General features: G+C 70.8%; 15 protein-coding genes. 11 read left to right on the forward strand and 4 right to left on the reverse strand.

Annotated elements, in window-relative coordinates; translation table 11 throughout:
* Position 1 precedes the first annotated feature (1 nt).
* From AB0H12_RS10250 to AB0H12_RS10295, 10 genes are all read left to right on the forward strand, one after another.
* Entirely contained in the window at positions 2 to 490 is a 489-nt protein-coding gene (locus AB0H12_RS10250) for a CarD family transcriptional regulator (RefSeq protein WP_012782996.1), read from the forward strand.
* A 32-nt stretch (positions 491 to 522) separates the two neighbouring features.
* Positions 523 to 1,233 (forward strand): 2-C-methyl-D-erythritol 4-phosphate cytidylyltransferase, encoded by a 711-nt coding sequence (ispD, locus tag AB0H12_RS10255; RefSeq protein ID WP_499622299.1) that lies wholly within the window; start codon positions 523 to 525, stop codon positions 1,231 to 1,233.
* Positions 1,230 to 1,703 carry a 2-C-methyl-D-erythritol 2,4-cyclodiphosphate synthase gene (gene ispF, locus AB0H12_RS10260; protein ID WP_230573193.1) on the forward strand — a complete coding sequence of 158 codons (474 nt, stop codon included), beginning with the start codon at positions 1,230 to 1,232 and terminating at the stop codon, positions 1,701 to 1,703. Before ispD ends, ispF begins: the two co-directional genes overlap by 4 nt.
* Positions 1,704 to 1,708: 5 nt before the next feature.
* Positions 1,709 to 2,104, forward strand: coding sequence for a PPOX class F420-dependent oxidoreductase (locus tag AB0H12_RS10265; RefSeq protein ID WP_499622300.1), 396 nt, complete (start codon positions 1,709 to 1,711; stop codon positions 2,102 to 2,104).
* Between the two features lie 120 nt (positions 2,105 to 2,224).
* Entirely contained in the window at positions 2,225 to 2,836 is a 612-nt protein-coding gene (locus AB0H12_RS10270) for an HAD family hydrolase (RefSeq protein WP_499622302.1), read from the forward strand.
* A 45-nt stretch (positions 2,837 to 2,881) separates the two neighbouring features.
* The gene (gene cysS / locus AB0H12_RS10275) at positions 2,882 to 4,273 is read left to right on the forward strand and encodes a cysteine--tRNA ligase (RefSeq protein WP_499622303.1); all 1,392 of its coding nucleotides are present in this window, start codon (positions 2,882 to 2,884) and stop codon (positions 4,271 to 4,273) included.
* 4 nt (positions 4,274 to 4,277) lie between these two features.
* Positions 4,278 to 5,246, forward strand: a complete 969-nt coding sequence (gene rlmB, locus AB0H12_RS10280; protein WP_499622305.1) for a 23S rRNA (guanosine(2251)-2'-O)-methyltransferase RlmB — start codon at positions 4,278 to 4,280, stop codon at positions 5,244 to 5,246.
* A 124-nt stretch (positions 5,247 to 5,370) separates the two neighbouring features.
* A complete protein-coding gene (locus AB0H12_RS10285; RefSeq protein WP_499622306.1) occupies positions 5,371 to 6,792 on the forward strand; it encodes an MBOAT family O-acyltransferase in 1,422 nt (473 codons plus the stop codon).
* A gap of 383 nt (positions 6,793 to 7,175) precedes the next feature.
* On the forward strand, positions 7,176 to 8,405 hold the full coding sequence (locus AB0H12_RS10290) for an MFS transporter (RefSeq protein ID WP_499622307.1): 1,230 nt from the start codon (positions 7,176 to 7,178) through the stop codon (positions 8,403 to 8,405).
* Between the two features lie 236 nt (positions 8,406 to 8,641).
* The gene (locus AB0H12_RS10295; RefSeq protein ID WP_499622308.1) at positions 8,642 to 10,114 is read left to right on the forward strand and encodes a GGDEF domain-containing protein; all 1,473 of its coding nucleotides are present in this window, start codon (positions 8,642 to 8,644) and stop codon (positions 10,112 to 10,114) included.
* Between the two features lie 229 nt (positions 10,115 to 10,343).
* Here AB0H12_RS10295 and AB0H12_RS10300 read toward each other — a convergent pair whose 3' ends face one another.
* The 4 genes from AB0H12_RS10300 to AB0H12_RS10315 form a co-directional block, all read right to left on the reverse strand.
* Positions 10,344 to 11,174, reverse strand: coding sequence for a metal ABC transporter permease (locus tag AB0H12_RS10300; RefSeq protein WP_499622309.1), 831 nt, complete (start codon positions 11,172 to 11,174; stop codon positions 10,344 to 10,346).
* Between the two features lie 7 nt (positions 11,175 to 11,181).
* Positions 11,182 to 12,009 carry a metal ABC transporter ATP-binding protein gene (locus tag AB0H12_RS10305; protein WP_499622310.1) on the reverse strand — a complete coding sequence of 276 codons (828 nt, stop codon included), beginning with the start codon at positions 12,007 to 12,009 and terminating at the stop codon, positions 11,182 to 11,184.
* Positions 12,006 to 12,950, reverse strand: a complete 945-nt coding sequence (locus tag AB0H12_RS10310; RefSeq protein ID WP_499622311.1) for a metal ABC transporter solute-binding protein, Zn/Mn family — start codon at positions 12,948 to 12,950, stop codon at positions 12,006 to 12,008. The genes AB0H12_RS10305 and AB0H12_RS10310 overlap by 4 nt, the downstream gene beginning before the upstream one ends.
* 160 nt (positions 12,951 to 13,110) lie before the next feature.
* Positions 13,111 to 14,211 (reverse strand): ABC transporter ATP-binding protein, encoded by a 1,101-nt coding sequence (locus AB0H12_RS10315; RefSeq protein WP_230569934.1) that lies wholly within the window; start codon positions 14,209 to 14,211, stop codon positions 13,111 to 13,113.
* Positions 14,212 to 14,326: 115 nt separating this feature from the next.
* Here AB0H12_RS10315 and AB0H12_RS10320 point away from each other — a divergent pair, with 115 nt between their 5' ends.
* The gene (locus tag AB0H12_RS10320; protein ID WP_230569935.1) at positions 14,327 to 14,893 is read left to right on the forward strand and encodes a histidine phosphatase family protein; all 567 of its coding nucleotides are present in this window, start codon (positions 14,327 to 14,329) and stop codon (positions 14,891 to 14,893) included.
* The last annotated feature ends 50 nt before the right edge of the window (positions 14,894 to 14,943 follow it).

The following is a 14,943-nucleotide window of genomic DNA, read 5'->3' on the forward strand; positions in this document are numbered from 1 at the left end:
CATGGTTTTCAAGGTCGGAGAGACCGTCGTCTACCCGCACCACGGTGCCGCTCTCATCGAAGCAATCGAGACCCGTGTGATCAAGGGCGAGGAGAAGAAGTACCTCGTCCTCAAGGTTGCCCAGGGCGACCTCACGGTTCGCGTCCCCGCCGACAACGCCGAGATCGTGGGCGTTCGTGACGTCGTCGGCCAGGAGGGTCTTGACAAGGTCTTCGAGGTCTTGCGTGCTCCCCACACGGAGGAGCCGACCAACTGGTCCCGGCGGTACAAGGCCAACCTCGAGAAGCTCGCGTCCGGTGACGTGAACAAGGTGGCCGAAGTGGTGCGCGACCTCTGGCGGCGCGAGAAGGATCGCGGATTGTCCGCTGGTGAGAAGCGGATGCTGGCGAAGGCTCGACAGATACTGGTTAGCGAACTGGCGCTGGCCGAGGGCACCGACGAGGACAAGGCTGAGGTCCTCCTCGACGAGGTCCTGGCTACCGCGTCCTGACCGTTCCACCCACCATCTCGGAAACCGCGAACATGAGTGTGGTCGCGCTCGTGCCCGCGGCGGGCCGGGGTGAGCGGTTGGGCTATGGCATGCCCAAGGCGCTCGTGCCGGTCGACGGCGTTCCGCTGCTCGTGCGTGCGGTGCGCGGCTTGTTCGACTCCGGTCGCGTGCGGCACGTCGTCATCGCCGCGCCGCCGTCCGATGTGGACGTTGTGAGTACCGTCACCGCCCCGTTGGCCCCAGCCGACGGGGCGGTGCACGTCGTGGCCGGTGGCGCCGAGAGGTCGGACTCGGTGCGCCTGGCCCTAACTTACGCGTTGCGTGAGATCCCCGACACTTCAATCGTGCTCGTCCACGACGCGGCCCGCGCGTTCACGCCGCCCGCCGTCGTCGGGGCCGTGGTGGACGCCGTCGCCGCCGGCCACCCGGCCGTCATCCCCGTGCTGCCGGTCGCGGACACGGTCAAGCAGGTCGACGCCGACGGCGTGGTGGTCGCCACGCCGGATCGCGCGGCGCTGCGCGTCGTGCAGACCCCGCAGGGTTTCGACGCGGCCGTGCTGCTGCGCGCGCACGAGGCCGCGCACGAAGCCGGCCTGGGCGCCACGGACGACGCGGGCCTGGTCGAACGACTCGGCGTGCCGGTCGTCACCGTGCCCGGGCACCCCGACGCCATGAAGATCACCACGAAGTTCGACCTGGCCGTGGCCGAGGCGCTGCTGGTCGGCACCCGAGGAGCACCGTGATCCCCAGAGTGGGCATCGGCACGGACGTCCACCAAGTGGAACGCGGCCGTGAGTGCTGGCTGGCCGGCCTGCGCTGGGACGACGCCGACGGCTGCGCCGGCCACTCGGACGGTGACGTGGCCGCGCACGCGCTGTGCGACGCGTTGCTGTCCGCCGCCGGGCTCGGCGACCTCGGCGCGGTGTTCGGCACGAGCGACCCGCGCTGGTCCGGGCGGCACGGCGTGGAGTTCCTGGCCGAGGCGCGGCGCCTGGTGGAGGAGGCCGGCTACCGGGTCGGCAACGCCGCCGTGCAGGTCATCGGCAACGCGCCGAAGATCGGCAAGCGCCGTGCCGAGGCGCAGGAGGTCCTGTCGGAAGCGGTCGGTGGCCCGGTGTCGGTCAGCGGCACGACCACCGACGGCCTCGGCCTGACCGGACGCGGCGAGGGCATAGCCGCCGTGGCCACCGCGCTGCTCGTCCCACTAGCCTGAGCCGCATGCCGATCACCCTCAGCGCGGCGACGCGTGCCCTGGTCGACGGGCGGAACTACTCCGTCCTCGCCACGCTCAACCCGGACGGCAGCCCGCAGACATCGGTGGTGTGGGTCACCCGGGATGGCGACGACCTGCTGTTCTCGACGCTGCGCGACCGGGTGAAGGAGCGCAACCTCCGCCGTGACGCGCGGGCCAGCGTGAGCGTGTGGAGCCAAGTCGACCCCGAGGTGTACGCGGAGGTGCGCGGCACCGTGACGATCGTCGAGGACGCCGGCCGCGCCCTGGCGAACGACTTGTCGCACAAGTACCTGGGCCAGGACTACCCCGCCGACGCGCCCGGCAAGGTCCGCGTGGTGCTGCGCCTGACCCCGACGAAGGTCACCGGCAACGCCGCCTGAGCCGGATCACCGCTGCTCCTCGGCCGGCGGCTCGGTCGACGCGCCCCTCGCGGAGTGAGGCTGGTCTCGGTTCCGCGCTCTCCGAGACCTCCGATGTCCGGACCACGTAACGTGCGTTATGTGACGATCCGCGCCGTGCTCTTCGACTTCTCCGGCACCCTGTTCCGCTTGGAGCACGACTCGCTGGCCGCCCACGCCGAGCTGCTGCGCGCGCTCACCGCGCCCGTCGGCCTGGCGGACGGGCTGGACATCGACCCGGCGCAGTGGGAACGCCGCGACCTCGACCCCGACGCGCACCGCGAGATGCACCTCGCCGTGCTGGCGAAGGCGGGCGCGAAGGACCCGGACCGGTTCTACGCCGACCTGTGCAGCCCGCCGTTCTGGCAGCCGTACCCGGACGCCGCGCAGGCGCTGGGCACCGAGCTGCCGACGGCGGTCGTCAGCAACATCGCGTGGGACATCTCCGCCGTCTTCGCCCGTCACGGCGTCGAGAACCGGGTGGACGAGTTCGTGCTCTCCTACCAGGAGGGCTTCGTCAAGCCGGACCCGAAGCTGTTCCGCATCGCCTGCGACCGCTTGGGCGTGCACCCCACCGAGGCGCTCATGATCGGCGACAGCCCCGAGGCCGACGGCGGCGCGGCGGCGGTCGGGTGCCAGGTCGAGATCGTCGACCCGCTCCCGACCGGCAGCCGTCCGGACGCCCTGCTGCAGGTGCTCCGCAAGCACATTTGACCGGGCGATCCGACCCCGGCTGGTCACCGCCCGTACCATCTTCACGTGAGCCTCCACCTCTTCGACACCGCGACCCGGTCCATGCGGGAGTTCGTCCCGCAGGTCAGCGGAACGGCGTCGATCTACGTGTGTGGGGCCACCGTGCAGGGCGTTCCGCACATCGGCCACGTGCGCAGCGGTCTCAACTTCGACGTGCTGCGGCGCTGGCTTGGCCGTGACGGCTCGACCGTGCGGCTGGTGCGCAACGTCACCGACATCGACGACAAGATCCTCGCCAAGGCCGCCGAGCACGGCGCCGAGTGGTGGGAGTGGGCCTACCAGCACGAACGGGCGTTCGACGACGCCTACGACGCGCTGGGCTGCCTGCCCGCGTCCTACTCGCCGCGCGCGACGGGCCACGTCACGCAGATGGTCGAGCTGATGGAGCGGCTGATCGAGAAGGGCCACGCGTACGCCTCCGACGGCGACGTGTACTTCTCGGTGACGTCGTTCCCCGAGTACGGGGCGCTGTCGGGGCAGAAGCTCGATGAGGTGCACCAGGGCGAGTCCGCCGCGACGGGCAAGCGCGACGCGCGCGACTTCACGCTGTGGAAGGCGGCGAAGCCGGGCGAGCCGTCGTGGCCGACGCCGTGGGGTCCGGGCAGGCCGGGCTGGCACCTGGAGTGCTCGGCGATGGCGACCGCGTACCTCGGCGGGACGTTCGACATCCACGGCGGCGGCATCGACCTGATCTTCCCGCACCACGAGAACGAGCAGGCGCAGTCACGGGCGGCCGGCGACGGCTTCTCCCGGTACTGGATGCACAACGCCTGGGTGACGCTCAGCGGCGAGAAGATGTCGAAGTCGCTGGGCAACACGGTGTCGATCCCGGCGATGCTGGAGCGGGTCCGCGCCCCCGAACTCCGCTACTACCTGGTCGGCCCGCACTACCGGTCGACGATCGAGTACTCGCCCGAGGCGTTGGACGAGTCGGTGTCGGCGTACCGCCGGGTCGAGTCGTTCCTGCGGCGCGTGGTCGAGCGCACGGGCGCCGTCGGCGCGGACGGCGAGCTGTCGCCCGCGTTCGTGGCGTCGATGGACGACGACATGGGCACGCCCGGCGCGTTGGCCGCCATCCACAAGCGGGTGCGCGAGGGCAACACGTCCCTGGAGTCCGGTGACGACCTGGGCGCGCGTGCCGCCGCCGAGTCGGTGCGGGCGATGACCGGCGTGCTCGGGTTGGACCCGTTGTCGCCGCTGTGGCACGACGCCGCGGCGGGCGGCGCGGGTGGGCACGCGTTGGGCGTGCTCGTGGAACGGCTGCTGGAAGAGCGGTCGCAGGCCCGCAAGGACAGGGACTTCGCGCGCGCGGACGCGCTGCGCGATCACCTGCTGCTGGCCGGTATCGCCGTCGAGGACACCCCCGACGGTCCGTTGTGGACGTTGAAGGACGACTGAGCTCGTGGCTGGTAACTCCAAGCGCCGGGGCGCCATGCGCAACCCCGGCTCCAAGAAGGGCGCGGTCGTCGGTTCCGGCGGGCAGAAGTCGAAGGGCCTGCAGGGCAAGGGCCCCACGCCGAAGGCGACCGAACGACCGAACCACCCCGCCTACAAGCGGGCGACCGCGGCGGCGAAGGCCGAGCAGGTGCGCTCGCAGCGGCGCAAGGCCGCCGAGAACGGGCCCGAGACCGTGGCCGGGCGCAACCCGGTGGTCGAGTGCCTGCGCGCCGACATCCCGGCGACGGCGCTGTACGTGGCGCTGGGCATCGACGCGGACGACCGGGTCGCGGAGGCCGTGCAGCTGGCGGCCACCCGCGGCATCTCCGTGCTGGAGGTGCAGCGCGGTGAGCTGGACCGGATCACCGGCGGCGCGATGCACCAGGGCCTCGGCCTCCAGGTGCCGCCGTACGAGTACGCCGAGCCCCGCGAGCTGCTCAAGATCGCGAACCAGTCCGGCCGGCCCCCGCTGCTGGTGGCGCTGGACGGCGTGACCGACCCTCGCAACCTGGGCGCGGTCGTGCGCTCGGCAGCGGCGTTCGGCGCCCACGGCGTCGTCCTGCCGCAACGCCGTTCGGCGGGCATCACCGCCGTCGCGTGGCGGACCAGCGCGGGCACCGCGGCCAGGATGCCGATCGCCGTGGCGACCAACCTGACCCGCCAGCTCAAGGAGTGGGCCGACGCCGGGCTGATGATCGTGGGCCTGGACGCGGACGGCGACGTCGACGTGGACGGCCTGGACCTGGCCACCGGCCCACTGGTGGTCGTCGTCGGCTCCGAGGGCCGCGGCCTCTCCCGCCTGGTCAAGGAGACGTGCGACCAAACGGTGTCCATCCCCATGGCCGCCGGCGTCGAATCGCTGAACGCCTCCGTCGCCGCCGGCGTCGTCCTGGCCGAAGTCGCCCGCCGCCGCCGCCAGGAAACCCGCGCCTGACCCCTCGACACGTGCGGTTGTCCCTTGGGGAACCTGACCGTTCGGCACGCGGGCGGTGTGAGGTGAGGCCGTTTGTGGGTGATCTGGACCGGAGGGGCGTGACCGGCGGATAAGGTCTGCGGCGATGTCCTTCGCCAGCCCGCTGTTCCTGTGGTTCTTCCTCCCGGTCGTGCTCACGGCCGTCCTCGTCACGCCCAGGAACTGGCGCAACGGCGTGGTCGCCGTGGCGAGCCTGCTGTTCTACGTCTCCGGCGCGGGCGGCACGACGCTGTTGCTGCTCGCCTGCATGGTGGTCAACTACCTGGCCGGGCGGCGGCTGGAGCCGGGCGCGCCGGGCGACCGCAGGCTGGTCCTGGTCGGCTCGATCGCGCTCAACCTCGGCGTGCTGCTGATCTGGAAGTACGCCGGGTTCGCCACCGGGCAGCTGCACGACATCGCCGCCGTCGTCGGCGCCGACCTGCCGGTGGTCGAGCTCGCGCTCCCGATCGGCATCTCCTTCTACACGTTCCACCACATCTCGTACGTGGTCGACGTGTACCGCGGCGAACGCCCCGCCCTGCGCGAGCCGGTCGCCTTCGTCACCTACATCGCGATGTTCCCGCAACTCGTCGCCGGCCCGATCGTGCGGTTCCGCGAGATCGCCGACCAGCTGCCGCAGCCCCGCCTGCATCGTTGGGACGACGTCGCGGCCGGCTTCCCCCGGTTCGCCCTCGGCCTGTGCAAGAAGGTGATCATCGCCGACTCGCTCGCGCCGATGGTCGACGCCTGCTTCGCCACCCCGGCCGACGAGATGACCACGTCCATCGCCTGGCTCGGCGCGATCGGCTACACGCTGCAGCTCTACTTCGACTTCTCCGGCTACTCCGACATGGCCATCGGCCTGGGCCGGATGCTGGGCTTCCGGCTGCCGGAGAACTTCGCCCGCCCGTACTCGTCGGTCACGATCACCGACTTCTGGCGCCGCTGGCACATGTCGCTGTCGCGCTGGTTCCGCGACTACGTCTACATCCCGCTCGGCGGCAACCGCGGCGGCGTGCTGCAGACCTACCGGAACCTGTCGATCGTTTTCGTGCTCACCGGTTTCTGGCACGGCGCCAACTGGACGTTCCTGGTGTGGGGTTTGTTCCACGGCGGGCTGCTCGTGCTGGAGCGCCGATTCGGCTGGGATTCGGCGCCGGCCGCCACCCGCACCCGAATTGCCCGGCGGGTCCTGACCATGCTGCTGGTGGTAATCGGCTGGGTGTTCTTCCGCTCCGCCGATCTCGGTACGGCGTTCACAATCATCGGCCACATGTTGTTGCCGGATTTCAGCGGGTTGACCGACGCCGTCACGGCCGCGGCGACCAATCAGCGCATTGTGCTGCTGGTGCTCGCGCTGGCGATTGTCGCAATGCCCGATCACCCGGTGAGCGGGCCTTACCTGGAGTCTTCCCGGGACCGGATCGCCACCGCCGCCAGGGTCTCGCTGATGACGGTCGGCGTCGGCTACGCGGCGATCCTGGTCGCGAGCGGCACGTTCAGCCCGTTCCTCTACTACCAGTTCTGAAGATCGCCCCACCACGGGTTGCGAAGATCGACAAGTGGGCGATGTTCAACAATTGACTCACCAACCGGCCCGACGCCGTCGGCGACCGCAGGAACGCGCTGGCCCGGTCGGACCAACCCTCCGAGCCCAATGGTGGCAGCGGTCGACGTAGGGTAGGCGAGGATTGCTCACGCCGAGTCACCTACCGTCAACTGTCAAGAATAAGTGGGCGATTTTTCGCTGTTGTAACTACTTTATGTAACCGACCTGCTCCGTTCGGGTACACAGTGTGGTAGGACAGAGATTGCACATCCGGCAGCTTCTACCGTGCTAACCGAGGGAATTGTTACTTCGGGTGGGGGTAACGTGACTCACTCATCGGGGCCGACCAACCTGGGGGAGTTGTGACTTCCGGGGGGACCATCCGCGCGCTCGTGGGCAACCGCGAGTTCCGCGGCATGTGGATCGGCTCGACGGTGTCCACCGCGGGCGATCAACTCGCGGCGGTCGCGCTCTCCCTGTTGGTGTTTGAGCGCACCCAATCCGCCGCGTGGACCGCCCTCACGTGGTCGTTGACGCTGTTCCCGCCGCTGGTCTCCGGCCCGCTGCTCGGCTGGGTCGCGGACCGGTTCCCCCGCCGCACGGTGATGGTGTGGTGCGCGTGGCTGCAAGCCGCCCTGGTCGCCCTGATGGCCATTCCCGGCGCGCCGCTGTGGCTGATGATCGTGCTGCTGGTCGTCGTGCTGATGATCTCTTCGCCGTTCCTGGCGGCGCAGGAGGCGAGCCTGCCCCACGTGCTGCCGGACAAGCGCTACGACGACGGCGTGGCGTTGTTCGGCACGTCGGTGGACGTCGCCCAGATGGTCGGCCTGGCCGCCGCGGGCTTCCTCGTCACGAACGCCGGCGCCAACGTCGCGCTCGCGATCGACGCGGCCTCGTTCGTGTGGGTGGCGGTCCTGGTGCAGCTGTCGGTCAAGCACCGGCCGGCCGCCGACCCGCGCGGCGCGAAGCGGGATCCCGATCCCGAAGCACCCAAGGGAGCGTTCACGCTCCTGGTCACGGAACCGCGGCTGCGCAGCCTGATGGGCATGCGCCTGCTCGCCGGCCTCGCGATGGTCCCCGAGGGACTCGCCGTGCCCCTGGCGGCGAGTCTGGACGCGGTGTGGGCCGTCGGCCTGATCCTGGCCATCGAGCCCGCCGCCAACGTCCTCGGCGTGGCCGTGCTGTTCCGGTTGGTGCGCGATCCGGCGAAACGCGAGCGGCTGATCGGTCCGCTCGCCATACTGTCCTTGGCCCCACTGGTCATGTTCGCGTTGCACCCGAACCTGACCTGGACCATCGCACTACTGGTGATCGCCGGTATGGCCGGCGCGTACCACACGCCCGCTCGCTCGGCGTGGATGCGCATCCTGCCCGACGCCTACCGCGGTCGCGCGTACGGCATCGGCCGTGCCGCTCTGCGCTCGTCGCAGGGCGGCGGGATGGCGTTGGCCGGTGTCGTGGCGCACTCGATCGGCTCGGTGACCGCGACGATCGCGGGTGCAGGCGGCATCGGGCTGTTGCTCGCCACGCAGGCGACCGTAGCCTGGCGACGGGCCCGCACCCGGAACGATCCGAAAGCGGTGGCGATCTGAAACGGACTCATCACATATCGCGATTGTCAAACATGAAGGACCCCTCGGCTGCGGCCCGCTAGCCCGCGGGCACGTACGGTGAACATTCGGTCCGGGATGGAGGGAGCGGCTCACATGTCGCGGTTGCGCATGGCGAACACCTCCTCAGTGCGCATCTCGGGCACGGACGTGCCGCTGCGAACGGCGTTCGCCACGCGGCGCCGGGCAGAGGGTAGGGGGTCGTGGTGAAGAACAGTTTGACTGACCAGAAGGCCTCTGGGGCAGTCGGCCGGCCCTCGATTCGCAACTGGGATCTGTGGACGTTGCGCCCGGCCGCACTGGCGTACTTCTTCTTCATCGAATCGGCGGTGGCGGCTGCCGCCATTTGGCTGCTCACCGGCCTCGGCACGGTCTCGAACGCCGACTGGCTCAGATTCGGCGCGGTGATGTTCGCCATCACCGTGCACCTGATGATCGTCCGTCGGGCCGAGGAGTCGCGCCGCAACGAGTCGGCCGGTCCGCACATCGACCTGACGTCGGTGTGGACGTTCGCCGCCGCCATCGCGCTGCCCGGCGCGCTGGCCGTGCTGGCCACGATCTGGATGCGGATCCTGATCCAGCCGATCGCGCGACGCCAGCCGTACCGGTTCGTGTTCAGCTCCGCGAGCATCCTCGGCGGCACCATGCTGGCCTGGGCCGTGGTGCACCTGTCCGGGACCTCGCTGCTGGCCACCGGCAGCATCCCGACCGACCTGGGCCTCGTGCTCGTGCTCATCGTGGCCGGGGTGGTCAACTGGGGCGCGCAGGGCATGAACATCGCCGTCGCGTTGAAGATCGTCACCCCGCACACCCGCATCCAGGAGTTCCTGGGCTCGCGCGCGGACAACATGCTGGAGCTGAGCACGCTCGGCGCGGGCGCCATGCTCGGCATGCTGATGACCACCCACTGGGTGGGTCCGCTGCTGCTGGTCTTCCCGGTGATCCTGGTGAACTCGCTGCTCTACCACGCCGCGCAACGGCGGGCGCACCTCGAACGGCTGCTGCGCGAGCAGGAGCAGCTGCAGGCGCGGCTGGCCGAGGACGCGCACACCGACTACCGGACCGGACTGCTCAACACCAACGGCCTCGCCGAGTACGGGGGCAGGCTCACCGACCGGTGCCGCCACGACAACCAGCCGGTGACCGTGCTGGCCATCGACCTGGACCACTTCAAGCGGATCAACGACACCTGGGGCCACCCGGCGGGCAACGCCGTGCTGGCCGAGGTGGGCCGGATCCTGCGGGAGAAGCTGCGGCCGGGCGACGTGGCCGGGCGCGACGGCGGCGAGGAGTTCGTCGTGGTGCTCGCCGACACGGGCCTGGCCCAGGGCACGGCCATCGCCGAACGGGTGCGCGAGGCGATCGGCGAGATGTCCGTGATGACCACCGACAAGCACCGCAACACCGTCACCCTGCGCGGCCGGAACCTGCCGTTGACGGCGGACGGGCCGGACGTGCGCGCCATCTCGGCGTCCATCGGCGTGGCCGTGCTGCCGGACAACGGCGACTGCCTGATGGACGCGCAGCACTGCGCCGACGCGGCGCTCTACGCGGCCAAGGAGAACGGGCGCAACCAGGTGCGCGTCGCCGGCGGCGAGATCCGGCTGCTGCCCGCGCCGCGGGGCGACCAGTCGGTGGCCGAGGGCGCCGCGGACCAGGCGGCAGCCGCCGAGGTCACCCGCACCGCGTAAGTCCCCCACCTGCCGGGCTCGACCGGCGCTCGGCGCACGGGCACGGCGGGCGCGGCGACACAGGGCCCGACGGCCGGCGGCACGACCGAGCCCGCCACCGCGACCGCGGTGGTCGGCCGACGTGGTCGTCGTGCTTCGCATGGCACCCGTCGTCTCCGCGCAGCCCGCGTCCAGGCCTCCGGTGCCCCCTACGACCGCGAGTACCCACTCGCGGGACATCCCAAACGTGTTACTGGACTCTTTCCCGCTTGCGGCTCATCAGGCGGCAGACCAGGTAGATGAAGAACGAGACGGCCGTGACGAACGCGCTCACCGGCATGCCGGGCGCGAGCGACAGGATCATCCCGCCCAGCACGGACACCTCGGCGAACACCACGGCCAGCGCGGTGGCCCGCAGCGGGCTCGCGGTGACCCTGGTCGCCGCCGCCGCGGGCGTGATCATCAGCGACAGCACGAGCAGCGCGCCCACCAGCTGCACGCTCAACGCCGTCGCCACGCCCACCAGCACCGCGAACACCACCGACAGGGCCCGCACCGGCACACCGCGCGCCACGGCCACGGCGGCGTCCACGCTGGCGAAGTGCAGCGGCCGGTAGATGACCGCCAGCACCGCCAGCACGGCGACCGACGCGCCGATGAGCAGCCACAGGTCGGTCGACCCGACGCTGACCACCTGACCGGTCAGCAGGCCGAACTTGTTCGCCGCGCGCCCGTTGTAGAGGGCCAGGAACAGCACGCCGAGGCCGAGGCCGAACGCCAGGATCGCGCCGATCACCGAGTCGCGGTCCGAGTCGCGCGTGCTGAGCAGGCCGAGCAGCAGCGCGGCGACGACCGAACCGGCCAGCGCGCCGTACCCGACGCCGACGCCGAGCAGCAGGGCCGCCGCGCCGCCGGTGAACGCCAGCTCGCTCGTGCCGTGCACCGCGAACGCCATCTTGCGCGTCACCACGAGCGGGCCGAGCAGCCCCGCCACCAGCCCGAGCACGGCGCCCGCGACGAGCATCGGCTGGACGTAGCGCAACAGGTCCAGCGTCTGCCCGATGTCGAAGAAGTTCTCCATCAGTCCTTCACTCCGCCACGTGGTGCGGCTCGTCCTCGCACACGTGCTGCGCGCCGACCACGTGGATCTGGTCGCGCACGCGGACCACTTCGACGTTCGTGCGGTACAGCTCGGTCAACGTCCGCGAGGTCATCACCTCGGCGGGCGGGCCGATCCGGAACCGGCCCTCGACCAGGTACAGCACCCGGTCGACCAGCGGCAGGATCGGGTTGATCTCGTGGGTCACGAACAGCACGGCCGTGCCCTCGGCTCGGCGCCGGGCGTCGATCAGGTCGCTGACCACGCGCTGGTGCGCGAGGTCGAGCGAGAGCAGCGGCTCGTCGCACAGCAGCACCTCGGGGTCGCCGACCAGGGCCTGCGCCACCCGCAGCCGCTGCTGCTCGCCGCCGGAGAGCAGGCCGACGGGCTCGTCGGCGTACCTCGTCGCGCCGACGGACTCCAGCGCCGCGTCCACCCGGGCCCGGCGTTCGCGGCGGGTGCGCCAGCCGACGCCCCAGCCGTGCCCGTCCAGGCCGAACCCGACCAGGTCACGGCCGCGCAGCGCGAGGCTCGAGTCGATCGCCCGCTGCTGCGGGATGTAGCCGATGCGCCGGTTGCCGCCCGCGACCCGGACCGTGCCCGCGGACAGCGGTTGCAGGCCGAGCAGCACCCGGATGAGGCTGGTCTTGCCCGAGCCGTTCGGCCCGAGCACGGCCACGAACTCGCCGGGGGCGACGTCCAGGTCCAGGCCGTCCCACAGCACGCGGTCGCCGTAGGACAGCCGCGCGCCGCGCAACGCGACCGCCGCGCGCGTGGACCTGTCCGCCACCTGAGCCGTCCCGCCCGACGACGTCATGCGCCGAGCGCTCCCACCAGCGAGTCGACCTGCTTCGTCATCCAATCAAGGTAACCCGTGACGCCTTCCGGCAGCGTCTCGGTCACCTCGGCGATCGGCACGCCCGCCGCCTTGGCCTGGTCGACCACCTGCCGCGTGCCCGCGTTCTCGGTCTGCGCGTTGTTCACCAGCGCGGCGACCTGCTTCTGCTCGATCAGCCGGGTGACGTCGGCGAGCGCGGCGGCGGGGATGTCGGTCTCGTTCTCCACGGCCTCGCTGAACGACTCCGGCGTGACGTCCTCGACGCCCGCGGTGTCGAGCAGGTAGTGCGCCACCGGCTCGGTCGCGACCACCTTCTTGCCCGCGCCCTTGCCCTCGACGCGCTGCTCCAGCTCGGTCAGCTTGGTCGTGAAGTCCTCGGCGTTGGCCTCGAAGGTCGACTTCTTGTCCGGCGCGATCGCGCCGAGGTCGGCGGCGGCCTGGTCGGCGACCTTGCGGACGGTCTCGAAGTCGTACCAGACGTGCTCGTTGACGGCGTGGTCGTGGTGCTCCTCGCCCTCCGGCTCGGCCGACGTCCCGGGCTCCTCGTGCTCGGAGGCCTTGCCGGACACCGGGAACGCCTCGATCTTCTTCGCGCCCTCGGTCTCGGGGCCGAGCAGGGTGGCGAAGAAGTCGTCGTAGCCGCCGCCGTTGAAGATGACGAGCTTGGCGTCGCGCACCGCGGCCAGGTCGGACGGCTTGCTCTCGTAGGAGTGCGGGTCGCCGGACGGGTCGTCGATGATGGCGCTGACCTGCACGGCGTCGCCGCCGACGGCCTTGACCACGCTGCCCCACACGTTGGTGGAGGCGACGACCTTGATCGCGCCGTCGTTCGCGGCGGGGGTGTCCTGGGCACCGCAAGCGGTGAGGGCGACGGCGGTCGCGGCGGCCACCGCGCCGAGCAACACGTTGCGGACAGTCATCAGAGCACTCCTCGACAGGCGGACGCACAGGCAATGGAAACCGTTGTCGAGTTCAGTTTAGAACGCTCCGCTACCGACACGCCCACCGACCGGGTGTTCTACATGCCACAGGGGCCACCTCACCGTCGCGCGGGAGGTGGCCCCTGTGGCTCGAAGATCGTCAGTCGGTCAGGCGGTGGCCGGACTCCGGGTGGAACAGGTGGACCTCGCCGGCGTCACGCACGGCGACCTTGACGGTCTGGCCCAGGGTCGGCGGCGTGCGGCCGTCGACGCGGACCACGAACCGCTCGGGCACGTCGCCGATGCGGACCGAGCCGTGCATGAGCGCGTCCGCGCCCAGCTCCTCGACCAGCTCGACGGTCATGTCCATGCCCTGCTCCGAGGAGCTGACCAGGGCCAGCGACTCGGGCCGGATGCCGAACGTGACCTCGGACAGGCCCTCGCCCGCCGCCTTGTCCAGCGCGCGGCGCTCCAGCGGCACCACGATGCCGTCGAGCTTCGCGCCCTCCGACGTCAGCGGCACGGTCTTGAGGTTCATCGCGGGCGAACCCATGAAGCCGGCGACGAACGCGTTGGCCGGCTTGTCGTACAGCGCGCGCGGGGTGTCGCACTGCTGGAGCAGGCCGTCCTTGAGCACGGCGACCCGGTGGCCCATGGTCATGGCCTCGACCTGGTCGTGCGTGACGTAGATCGTGGTGGTGTCCAGGCGGGCCTGGAGGGCGGCGATGTTCGCGCGGGTCTCCACGCGGAGCTTCGCGTCCAGGTTGGACAGCGGCTCGTCCATGAGGAACACGGAGGGCTCGCGGACGATCGCGCGGCCCATCGCGACGCGCTGCCGCTGGCCGCCGGACAGCGCCTTCGGCTTGCGGTCCAGGTACTTCTCGAGGTCCAGCATCTTGGCCGCCTCGGCGACCTTCTCCCGGATCTCGGTCTTGTTGACGCCGCGCAGCTTGAGCGCGAAGCCCATGTTCTCCGCGACCGTCATGTGCGGGTACAGCGCGTAGGACTGGAACACCATCGCGATGTCGCGGCCCTTGGGCGGGACGTTGGTGACGTCCTTGCCGCCGATGTGGATGGCGCCCTCGTCCACGTCCTCCAGACCCGCGAGCATCCGCAGCGCGGTGGACTTGCCGGAGCCGGACGGACCGACCAGAACCAGGAACTCGCCGTCGGTGACGTCCAACGACAGCTCGTCGACCGCGCGGACCGGCGGGTTGCCGGAGAAGATCCGCGAAGCCTTGACGTAGGCGACCTCAGCCATGCCACGCACCTTTCACTACCCAAGCTTTGCCGCAACGCTAGGGATTGCAAGCGCTTACGGGAACGGGTGAATTGGTCTAGTTCCGGATCGGTTCAGGCCCTGGTAGTGGTGGTACATGGCCACCGAACTCGTGCTCGTCCGCCATGCGACCTCCGTCGCGCCCACGCCGGGCGGCCCCGACGAGCTGGCTCGTCCGCTGCGGGACTCGGGTCTGGTCCAGGCCCGTGACCTGGTGGAACAACTGCGTGCACTGCGTCCGACGGCGGTCCTGTCGAGCCCTTACCTGCGTGCCGTGCAGACGGTCCAGCCGACCGCCGATGCCCTGGGTGCGACCGTCGAGACCAGGTGGGACCTGCGGGAGTGGGACTCGGGCATCCCACCGACGCCCGACTACGCGCGGCACTACGCGCACAGCTGGGACCACCCGGACTTCGCGCGGCCGGGCGGCGAGAGCCTGGCCGCGCTCAGCGACCGGGTGCGGCGGGCGTTGACGGCGGTGGCCGAGGAGCACGACGGTGGCGTGGTGCTCATCGGGACCCACGGCACGTTCGCCGCACGCACCCTCCTCGCGGCCGGCCACCCGGTCGGTTGGACGTTCCTGAAGGACATGCCGATGCCCGCTGTCCACCGGGTCCGATGGGGCGGCGATCACCCGATCGAGGCGTCCGGACCAGGCCTTTGACCAGCGGTATCGCCGCTGGCGCGCGGCACGCCGGCTCCCTAACCTCTCCG

The organism is Actinosynnema sp. NPDC023794 (assembly GCF_040639675.1).
Lineage (GTDB): Bacteria > Actinomycetota > Actinomycetes > Mycobacteriales > Pseudonocardiaceae > Actinosynnema > Actinosynnema luteola.